Origin of the sequence: Plantactinospora sp. ZYX-F-223 (assembly GCF_039649625.1) — a bacterium.
In the GTDB taxonomy this organism is placed as follows: Bacteria; Actinomycetota; Actinomycetes; order Mycobacteriales; family Micromonosporaceae; genus Plantactinospora.
On sequence record NZ_JBDJAV010000012.1, the window covers coordinates 189386 to 199722 of the forward strand.

The 10337-nt window shown below is 72.7% G+C and carries 6 protein-coding genes; all 6 read left to right on the forward strand.

Annotation, left to right across the window (positions count from 1 at the left end):
• Nucleotides 1–41: 41 nt before the first annotated feature.
• Entirely contained in the window at nucleotides 42–776 is a 735-nt protein-coding gene (locus tag AAH979_RS14875) for an ABC transporter ATP-binding protein (protein ID WP_346258675.1), read from the forward strand.
• Nucleotides 770–3262, forward strand: coding sequence for an FtsX-like permease family protein (locus tag AAH979_RS14880; RefSeq protein ID WP_346258676.1), 2493 nt, complete (start codon nucleotides 770–772; stop codon nucleotides 3260–3262). The genes AAH979_RS14875 and AAH979_RS14880 overlap by 7 nt, the downstream gene beginning before the upstream one ends.
• A gap of 328 nt (nucleotides 3263–3590) precedes the next feature.
• Nucleotides 3591–4574 (forward strand): 2,3-diaminopropionate biosynthesis protein SbnA, encoded by a 984-nt coding sequence (gene sbnA, locus AAH979_RS14885; protein ID WP_346258690.1) that lies wholly within the window; start codon nucleotides 3591–3593, stop codon nucleotides 4572–4574.
• Nucleotides 4574–5638, forward strand: a complete 1065-nt coding sequence (gene sbnB / locus AAH979_RS14890) for a 2,3-diaminopropionate biosynthesis protein SbnB (protein WP_346258677.1) — start codon at nucleotides 4574–4576, stop codon at nucleotides 5636–5638. The genes sbnA and sbnB overlap by 1 nt, the downstream gene beginning before the upstream one ends.
• 42 nt (nucleotides 5639–5680) lie before the next feature.
• Nucleotides 5681–5896, forward strand: coding sequence for an MbtH family NRPS accessory protein (locus tag AAH979_RS14895; protein ID WP_101365415.1), 216 nt, complete (start codon nucleotides 5681–5683; stop codon nucleotides 5894–5896).
• A 32-nt stretch (nucleotides 5897–5928) separates the two neighbouring features.
• A partial coding sequence (locus tag AAH979_RS14900) for an amino acid adenylation domain-containing protein (RefSeq protein WP_346258678.1) occupies nucleotides 5929–10337 on the forward strand: 4409 nt, incomplete at its 3' end.

A 10337-nucleotide genomic window follows, 5' to 3' on the forward strand; every position in this document is an offset into this window, starting at 1 on the left:
TCTCATGTGTCGATCTAACGATCAGTGATTGGATGCTCGCTATGGAGCAGGCTGTGCGGCTGGAGTCGCTGAGCAAGACGTACGGTTCGGGTCAGAACGCGGTGGCCGCCCTGAGAGACGTGTCGCTCGATCTCCGGGCCGGAAGCTTCACCGCGATCATGGGGCCGTCCGGCTCGGGCAAGTCGACCCTGTTGCAGTGCGCGGCGGGGCTGGACCGGCCGACCGGCGGCCGGGTGGTGATCGGCGGCACCGACCTGACCGGGTTGAGCGAGACCGCGCTGACCCTGCTCCGGCGAGACAAGATCGGCTTCGTCTTCCAGGCATTCAACCTGCTGCCATCGCTGACCGCCGAGCAGAACGTGGCGCTGCCGCTGCGGCTGGCCGGCCGCAAGCCGAGCCGGTCCGAGGTGGCGGAGGTACTCGCCGAGGTGGGGCTCGGCAACCGGGGCGGGCACCGGCCGGCGCAGCTCTCCGGCGGCCAGCAGCAGCGGGTCGCGATCGCCCGTGCCCTGGTGACGAAGCCGGCGGTGCTCTTCGCGGACGAGCCGACCGGTGCGCTGGACACCAGCACCAGCCGGGAGGTGCTGGCGCTGCTGCGCGGCCTGGTCGACCGGCACGGGCAGACCATCGTGATGGTGACGCACGACCCGGTGACCGCCGCCAACGCGGACCGGGTGGTCTTCCTCGCCGACGGTGCGCTCGCCGGTGAGCTGGTCAACCCGACGGCGGAGGCGATCGCCGCCCGGATGACGCGCATGGAGGTCGGCGCGTGCTGAGCATCGCGTTGCAGACGCTGCGGGTGCGCTGGGCCGCCTTCGTCGGTACGTTCGTCGCGCTGACCCTGGGCGCCGGCATGATCGCCGCGATGGGGCTGGAGATCGGCGCCACCCTGGGGCTGCCCGAGCGGGCGCCGCAGCGGTTCGCCGCCGCCCCGGTGGTGGTCGCCGCGCTCGACCCGGAGTGGGATCCGGCTCGGCACGACCCGGGCAGCCGATCGCTGATCCAGGCCCGGGGCATCTCCGACGCGCTGGCCGCCGAGGTCGAGGCGCTGGGGCGCACCGTCCCGGTGCGCAGCTTCTACGCCCAGCTCTCCGGCGGCCCCGACGATCAGGTCGGGCACGGCTGGTCCAGCGCCGAGTTCGCCCCGTACGCGCTGGCCGCCGGCCGGCCGCCGCAGTCCGACAACGAGGTCGTGGTGCCGACCGGCGGTGCCGGACCGGGCGAGCGGGTCACCGTCTTCAGCACCGGCGGGCCGCGCGACTACACGGTCGCCGGGGTGACGGCGCCGGCCGACTTCGAGTCCGCGGTCTTCTTCACCGAGGCCGAGGCGGCCCGGCTCTCGCCCCGGGTCGAGGCGCTGGTCTCCTACGGGGCGCCGGAGGCGGTGCGGCAGGCCGTCGGCGGCGACGCCGAGGTGCTCACCGGAGACCGGCGCAACGTGCTGGACCCGAGCTACAACGCCGACCGGGAGGCGATCGACAACACCCAGACGCTGCTGCCGATCACCGCCGTGGTCGCCGGCTTCGTCTCGATCTTCCTGGTCGCCTCGACCTTCGCCTTCGCGGTCGCCCAGCGGCGCCGGGAGATCGCCCTGCTCCGCACGGTCGGTGCCACGCCCCGGCAGGTACGCCGGATGGTGCTGGCCGAGGCGTTCGTGGTCGGGCTCACCTCGGCGGTCGCCGGCTGCGCGCTCGGGCTGGGCGCCGCACCGTTGCTGGCCGACGGCATGGTCGACCTGGGGCTCGCCCCGCCGTGGTTCACCGTCGAGTTCTCCACCGGGCCGGCGGTCTGGGTACCGCTGCTGATCGCCTTCTGTGTGGGGCTGGGGGTGGCGCTGGCCGGGGTCTGGGCGGCGTCCCGCCGGGCCGGCGACGTACGCCCGATCGAGGCGCTCCGGGACGCCGCCGTGGACTCCCGCACCATGACCTCCGGCCGGTGGCTCTACGGGCTGATGGCGCTGGCCTTCGGTCTGGTCACCATCGGCTGGGTGGCGGTGGTGAACCCGGGCATGGTGATGGTGCCGACCCGGTACATCGGGGTGCTGATGTTGCCGATCCTCGCCTTCGCGCTGCTCGCCCCGGTGGTGGTCAAGCCGATCGCCCGGTTGATCACCTGGCCGCTCGGCCGGCTCGGCGGCGCCGCCGGGATGCTGGTCCGGGAGAGCGCGCTGACCGCGGTCCGGCGTACCGCGGCCACCGCCGCGCCGGTGCTGCTCACCGTCGGGCTCTCCATCTCGCTGCTCGGTGCGGCCGCCACCATCGACCGGGCCAAGGACAGCGGCCGGCGCAACCAGGTGACCGCCGACTTCGTGGTCACCCCGGACGGCACGCCCGGGGTCAACGAGGCGGTCACCGAGCGGGTCCGGGCGATCCCCGGCATCGACGTGGTCGCCGCGCTGCCGACCATGGTGTACACCCGGGACGACGCCCGGCTGGCCGACTACGAGGCGCTGGCCGTCGACCCGGCGGCGCTGTCGGGCACCCTGACCCTGCCGGTCGACGAGGGCAACCCGGCCGACCTGCGCGACGACACCATCATCGTCAACGACGACTGGGGGGTCGGGGTCGGCGAGACCGTCGAGGTCTTCATGGCCGACGGCAGCACGGTGCCGCTGCGCGTGGTGGCGGTGCTCAACACCACCTCGGGCAGCAACGACGTCGCCTACCTGAGCACGAAGTACGCCGGCACCGCCAAGTACGCGTTCACCGGCCTGGCCCGCCGGATCTACGTCTCGCTGCGCGAGGGGACCGACCCGGCGACCGTCCAGGCCGCCCTGGGCAGCGCCACGGCCGGGCTGGGTGCCCGGGCGATCCCGGCCGAGGACTGGCTCGGCGAGGAGAGCAGCGAGAACAGCCAGGCAAGCACGCTGGGTATGGTGCTGGTACTCGGCATCGCGATCGTCTTCTGCTTCATCGCCATCGTCAACACGCTGGTGATGGCGACCTCGGACCGGCTCCGGGACCTGGCGATCCTGCGGCTGGCCGGGGCCACCCCACCACAGGTGCTCCGGGTCTTCGCCGCCGAGTCGCTGCTGGTGGCCGGGGTCGGCGTACTGCTCGCGGTGGGGGCGTCGGCGGTGAACCTGGCCGGGCTGCGGCTCGCCCTGGGGCAGCTCGTCGGGGCCACCCCGGTCAGCGTGCCGTGGGGCACGGTCGCCTTGATCACGGTGATCAGCGCCGGACTGGCCGTACTCGGTGCCGTGGTGCCGGTCCGCCTCGCGTTCCGGTCCGGCGCGGTGGAGCTGGCCGGCGTACGCGAATAACCGCCCACATCGGACCCACCGGGCTCCGCCGTCCCCGACTTTCGGGGCGGCGGAGCCCGGCTCGTTTTCGAAGATAGTTTCGATATGGGGCTGGTATAGCCGCGGGTCGCAGGATGACAAGGAGCCGAGAAAGCAGGCCGGCGCCAACCGTGGGAACGGCACCTGGCGGTGACGTTTCCCGGGAACGTAACTGACCCGCGAAGGGAAAGCCGTGCCAATGGACCTTTTACGACCTGGAGAGCACGGCGCCTGCACGCCGGCCTTCACCGGCGGCCACGACCAACCTCAAGGGGAGGTTGAAAAAGGTTCACCGCATGCGCTCAAGGGCATCCTCGCGGCCGTCGGGAACACGCCTCTGGTGGAACTCGAACGCCTGATACCCGATTCACGAATTAAGGTGTTCGCGAAGCTGGAGCGGTTCAATCCCGGCGGCAGCGTCAAGGATCGGACCGCGCTGAGCATGCTGCTGGAGAAAATCCGCAGCGGCGAGCTCCAGCCGGGCCGGTCGGTGGTGGTCGAGTCCAGCTCGGGAAATCTCGCGGTCGGGCTCGCCCAGATCTGCCGGTATTTCGGGCTCCGGTTCGTCTGCGTGGTGGACGCCAAGACGACCGAACAGAACATCGCGATACTGCGGGCGTACCAGGCGTCGGTCGAGGTGGTGAACCGGCCCGACCCGGACAGCGGCGAGTACCTGCCGGTGCGGGTACGCCGGGTCCGCGAACTGGTGTCGAACACCCCGCACGCGTTCTGGCCCAACCAGTACGCGAACCCGCTCAACCCGATCGCGCACCGGCAGACCATGGGCGAGATCGTCGAGGCGCTCGACGGTTCCGTCGACTACCTGTTCTGCGCGGTCAGCTCCTGCGGCACCCTGCGCGGCTGTGCGGACTACGTCCGCGAGCACGGGTTGAACACGAAGATCGTCGCGGTCGACGCGGTCGGCAGCATGATCTTCGACGGGCAGCAGCCGATCGAGCGGCTGCTTCCCGGGCACGGCGCGTCGCTGCGGCCGGGGCTCTTCGACCCGGACGCCGCCGACGAGGTCATCCACGTGACCGACCTCGAGTGCGTCGCCGCCTGCCGCCGGCTCACCGCTCGGGAGGCGATCCTGGCCGGCGGATCCTCCGGGGCCACCGTCGCGGCCCTGGAGCGGCGCAGCCGGAGCATTCCTGAGGACGCGAAATGCGTGCTCATCTTCCCCGACGGTGGCGACCGCTACCTCGACACGATCTATTCCGATGACTGGGTACGGAGCCGCTTCGGTGAGGTTTCGCACCTCTGGAAGGAAGCTGCCGGTGGTGATCAGGCCTGATGCTGATCCTTCGACATGACGACGTGCAACAGGTCCTGGCCGAGCGCGAACTCGCGTTGATCGAGCTGGTCGGCGAGGCGTACAAGTTGCACGACGAGGGTGCCACCGCGGTGCCGCACTCGATCTTCCTCCGCTTACCCGACCAGCCCCGCAACCGGATCATCGGGCTGCCCGCGTATGTCGGCGGGAACTCGCCGGCCGCCGGGATGAAGTGGATCGCCTCCTGGCCGGGGAACATCACCACCGGGCTGGCCCGGGCCAGCGCCAGCATCGTGATCAACGACCTGGAGACCGGGCAGCCGACGGCGCTGCTCGAAGGCTCGGTGATCTCGGCCAAGCGGACCGCGGCCAGTGCCGCGCTCGCCGCCCGGCTGCTGGTCCGCGAGCCGGGCCCGAGCGGGGTGGCCCTGATCGGCTGCGGCGTGATCAACCTGGAGGTACTGCGCTTCCTGCTCGCCGCGCTGCCGACGCTGACCGAGGTGACCCTCTTCGACAACGACTGCACCCGGGCGGCCGCGTTCGCCCGCAACTGCGCCGACCTCTCGCCGACCCTGCACGTCACGCTGGCCGCCGACGCCGGCCGGGCCGTCGCGGCGCATGACCTGGTCTCGATCGCCACCACGGCGGCCGAGCCGCACCTCGACCTCGGCCCGGCCCGGCCCGGCACCCTCGTGCTGCACGTCTCGCTGCGCGACCTGACCCCGGAGACGATCCTGGCCAGCCAGAATGTGGTCGACGACGCCGACCACGTGTGCCGGGAGCGGACCTCGCTGCATCTCACCGAGCAGCAGGTGGGGCACCGGGACTTCATCGACGCGCCGATCGGCCAGATCCTGCGCGGCACCGGCGGCTTCCGCCGCGATCCCGACCGGACGGTGGTCTTCTCGCCGTTCGGCCTCGGCGCCCTGGACATCGCCCTCGCGGAGTTCGTCCGGGCCGCCGCCGTCGAGCGGGGCCTCGGCATCCGCGTCGACGACTTCCTGCCCGCCACGGGTGGCACCGCGTGGCACCGCGAACCCCAGGTGACCCCGCCCGTTCCGAGCGGCACCGCGAATCCCAGGTGATCCGGCCCCGGCCGGAGCCTCGACCAACCACAAGGAGTTCCGATGGCTGACGAGCAGACCGACGACCGGGTGTACCGGGTGGTCCGCAACGACGAGGAGCAGTACTCCATCTGGCCCGCCGACCGGGATCTGCCGGCGGGTTGGCACGCCGAGGGCACCGAGGGCCCGCGTGCCGACTGCCTCGCCCGGATCGGCGAGGTCTGGACCGACATGCGCCCGCTGAGCCTGCGCCAGCGGATGGCGGCGGCGCAGAGCTGACCGCCCCCGCAACGAGGTGAGGAGAGCCACCCATGAACCCCGATCGAAGCCGGACTGACCTGGTCGGCGACTCCCGCGGGCCGGCGACCGTCGCCGGGTCCGCCAACATCCTGCCGGCGCTGGTCGCCCGCCAGGTGGCGGCCACGCCCGACGCGGTCGCCGTGCTGGCCGGCGACGTCGAGGTGACGTACGCCGAACTGGACCGCCGGGCCAACCGGCTGGCCCGGTACCTGCGCGGCCTCGGTGCCGGGCCCGACACACTGGTCGGGGTCTGCCTGCCCCGCGACGTGGACCTGGTCGTCGCGCTGCTCGGCGTCTGGAAGGCGGGTGCCGGCTACGTACCGCTGACTCCGGACCACCCGCGGGACTGGGCGACCTGGGTGCTGACCGACACCGGCGCCGGGATCGTGCTGACCGGCTCGGCCCACGCCGACCTGGTGGCCGGCACCGGCGCCCGGGTGGTCCGCCTCGACGACATCTCGGCCGAGCTGGCCGGGCTGCCCGACGAGGCGCCGGTCAACCCGGCGACCGGGGACGATCTCGCCTACGCGATCTACACCTCGGGTTCCACCGGCCGGCCCAAGGGCGTGATGATCAGCCACGCGGCGATCGCCAACCGGGTCGACTGGGCGGTGCGGCAGCACGGCCTCGGCCCGGCCGACCGGGTGTTGCAGAAGACCGCGCTCACCTTCGACGCGGCCTGCTGGGAGTTCTTCGCCCCGCTGGTCAGCGGCGGCACCGTGGCGCTCGCCCCGGTCGGCGCCGAGCGCGACCCGGCGGCGCTGGTCCGGGCGATCAGCCGGTACGGCGTCACCGTCTTCCAGGGCGTGCCGTCGGTGCTCCGGCTGGTCGCCGACGATCCGGGCTGGCGGGACTGCACCTCGCTGCGGCTGCTCTTCTCGGCCGGCGAGCCGCTGCACGCCGAGCTGTGCCGGCGGCTCACCGACGGGCTCAAGGTCACCCTCTGGAACACGTACGGGCCGACGGAGTGCGCCATCGACGTGACGGCGCACCCGTACGACCCGGCGCTGCCGACCGGCCCGGTGCCGATCGGCCGGCCGCTGGCCAACCTGCGGGTGCTGGTACTCGACCCGAACGGTGACCCGGTGCCGGTCGGGGTCGCCGGTGAACTGCACGCCGGCGGGGTCGGGGTGGCCCGGGGCTACCTCGGCCGGCCGGACCTGACCGCCGACAAGTTCGTCCCCGACCCGTACGGGCCGCCCGGGTCCCGGCTCTACCGCACCGGTGACCTGGTGCGGTGGCGGGCCGACGCCACCCTGGAGTACATCGGGCGGCTCGACCACCAGGTCAAGGTGAACGGGGTCCGGATCGAGCCCGGCGAGGTGGAGTCGGCGCTGGTCGCCCACCCGGACGTCAGCGCCGCCGTGGTGCTGGCGGTGGAGACCGCCGAGGGCGGCAAGCGGCTCGTCGGGTACGTCACCGGGGAGCGGGTGCCGGCCGCCGACCGGCTGCGTACCTTCCTGCGGGACCGGCTGCCCGACCCGATGATCCCGGCCGCCTTCGTGGCCCTGCCGGAGTTCCCGCTGAACAGCAGCGGCAAGGTGGACCGGGCCGCGCTGCCGGCGCCGGACGCCGCCGCCGAGGACGGCCGCCCGCCGTACGTGGCGCCGCGTACCGCCGCCGAGCGGCTGGTCGCCCGCTCCTGGGCGGAACTGCTCAAGGTGGACCGGGTCGGCGTGCACGACGACTTCTTCTCGCTCGGCGGCTCGTCCCTGCTGCTCACCCGGCTCGCCAACCAGCTCCGGGCGGCCTCCGGCAGCAAGGTCGCGCTGCGCGGCCTCTTCGCCGCGCCCACCGTGGAGCAGCAGGCGAAGCTGATCGCGGTGCCGTCCGACGACGGACCGCCGATGGTCCCGGTGTCCCGGACCGGGCCGCTGCCGCTCTCCTTCGGGCAGCGCCGGCTCTGGTTCCTGGACCGGCTGGAGCCGGGCAACACCGAGTGGGTCGCCCCGCTCTTCGTCCGGCTCGGCCCCGAGGTCGAGCAGAGCACCGTCCGGCGGGCGTTGGACGCGCTGGCCGGGCGGCACGAGATCCTCCGTACCCGCTACGTCGAGGACGACGGCGAGCCGCGCCAGGTGATCGACGCACCGGGGCCGGTCGAGCTGCGGGTGGTCGAGGCCGACTCCGCCGACCTGGAGACGGTGTTCCGGGGCGAGTTCGAGCGCGGCTTCAACCTGGCCACCGGCCCGGTCTGGCGGGCGCTGCTGGTCCGCTTCCCGGGCACGCCGACGCCCACCCCGCCGACCTCGGTGCGGATTCCGGCCACCGCCGGCCGTGCCCCGGCGGGCGAGTCGGTGCTGCTGCTCACCCTGCACCACATCGCCTGCGACGGCTGGTCGTCGGTGGTGCTGGAGCGGGAGCTGCGGGAACTCTGCGCGGCGACGGCTGCCGGACGTGCTCCGGAACTGCCGGAGCAGCCGGTCCAGTACCCGGACTTCGCGAGCTGGCAGCAGGGCTGGCTGACCGAGGAGGTGCTGGCGGCCGAGCTGGCGTACTGGCGGAAGACCCTCGACGGGCTCGGGCCGCTGGACCTGCCGACCGACCGGCCCCGCCCGGCCCGCCGCGACCCCAAGGGCGCGCTCGCCCCGTTCACCATCCCGACCGAGCTGGCCGCCGCCATCCGCGACCTGGGCCGGCGGTACGGCGCCTCGCCGTACATGACGATGCTGACCGCGTTCAGCACGCTGCTCGCCCGGTACGCCGGCCGCTGGGACGTCGCCGTCGGCACCCCGGTGGCCGGCCGCAACCGGCCCGAGCTGGAGGACATGGTCGGGTTCTTCCTCAACTCGCTGGTGCTGCGGCCGAACCTGACCGCGGGAATGCGGTTCGGCGAGGCGCTGGAGGCGACCCGGGAGGTCTGCCGGGCCGCGTTCGCGCACCAGACGCTGCCGTTCGAGCAGCTCGTCGACGACCTCCAGCCGGACCGGGACATGTCCCGTACCCCGCTGTTCCAGGTCGCGTTCGACCTGCACGACGAGGGGCTGACCGGCGGGGCGGTGCGGGCCGACGACCTGGCCGCGTTCACCGAGGCGTGGCAGATCGCCAAGACCGACCTGACGCTCTTCGTCCGGGTCCAGGAGGACGGCACGATGCTCGGCGCCCTGGAGTACGCGACCGCGCTCTTCGACCGCTCCACCGTGGACCGGATGGGCGGGCACCTGGTCCGGCTGCTCCAGGCGGTCACCGCCGATCCGGAGCTGCGGCTCGGCGCGGTGGACTTCCTCGACCCGGTCGACGAGCTGATCGGCACCGGCCGGAGCGACCCGTTCCGTACCGGTACCCCGGACCGCTGCCTGCACCAGGTCTTCGAGGAGCGGGTGCTGCTCGCCCCGGACGCGGTGGCGGTGACCTTCCAGGACGTCTCGTTGACGTACGCCGAGGTGAACGCCCGGGCGAACCGGCTGGCGCACCGGCTACGCGCCTCCGGGATCGGGTCCGGCTCGCTGGTCGGGGTCTGCCTGGAGCGGGGGATTGACCTGGTGCCGACCCTGATCGGGGTGCTGAAGTCCGGTGCGGCGTACCTGCCGTTGGATCCGGCGCAGCCGGTGGACCGGCTCGGCTTCATGGTCGGTGACGCGGGCGCCCCGGTGGTCGTGACGCAGGCGTCGCTGGTGGAGACGGTCTCCGGGTTCTTCGACGGCGACCTGCTGGTGCTCGACCAGGAGGACCTGTCGGGGCAGCCGGTGGAGAACCCGGCGCCGGTCTCCCGCCCCGACGACCTGATCTACGTGATCTACACCTCGGGGTCGACGGGGCGGCCGAAGGGGGTCTGCCTGACCCACGCCAACGTGCTCCGGCTGTTCAGCACCACCCATCCGCGGTTCGGCTTCTCCGCCGACGACGTGTGGACGCTGTTCCACTCGTACGCCTTCGACGTCTCCGTCTGGGAACTCTGGGGCGCACTGGGCTACGGCGGCCGGCTGGTGGTGGTGCCGCGCGAGGTGACCCGGCTGCCGGACGAGTTCCTGGAGCTGCTGGTCGCCGAGCGGGTGACGGTGCTCAGCCAGACCCCGTCGGCGTTCCGCGCCATGGTCGGATTCGCCCGGGACGGCAACCCCTGGCTGGACCGGCTGTCGCTGCGCACGGTGGTCTTCGCCGGCGAGAAGCTGGAGATGGCCGAGCTGGCGCCCTGGGTGGCCCGGTTCGGTGACCGGACGGCGCTGGTCAACATGTACGGCATCACCGAGACGACGGTGCACTCCACCTATCACCTGGTGCGCCCGCAGGACATCACCGGATCCGGCAACCCGATCGGCTATCCGCTGAGCGACTCCCGGATCTACCTGCTGGACGGCTACGGCAACCTGGTCCCGGTCGGGGTGCCCGGCGAGATCCACGTCGGCGGCCCATCGGTGGCCCGGGGCTACCTGAACCGGCCGGAGCTGACCGCGCAGCGGTTCGTGCCGGACCCGTTCGCGGT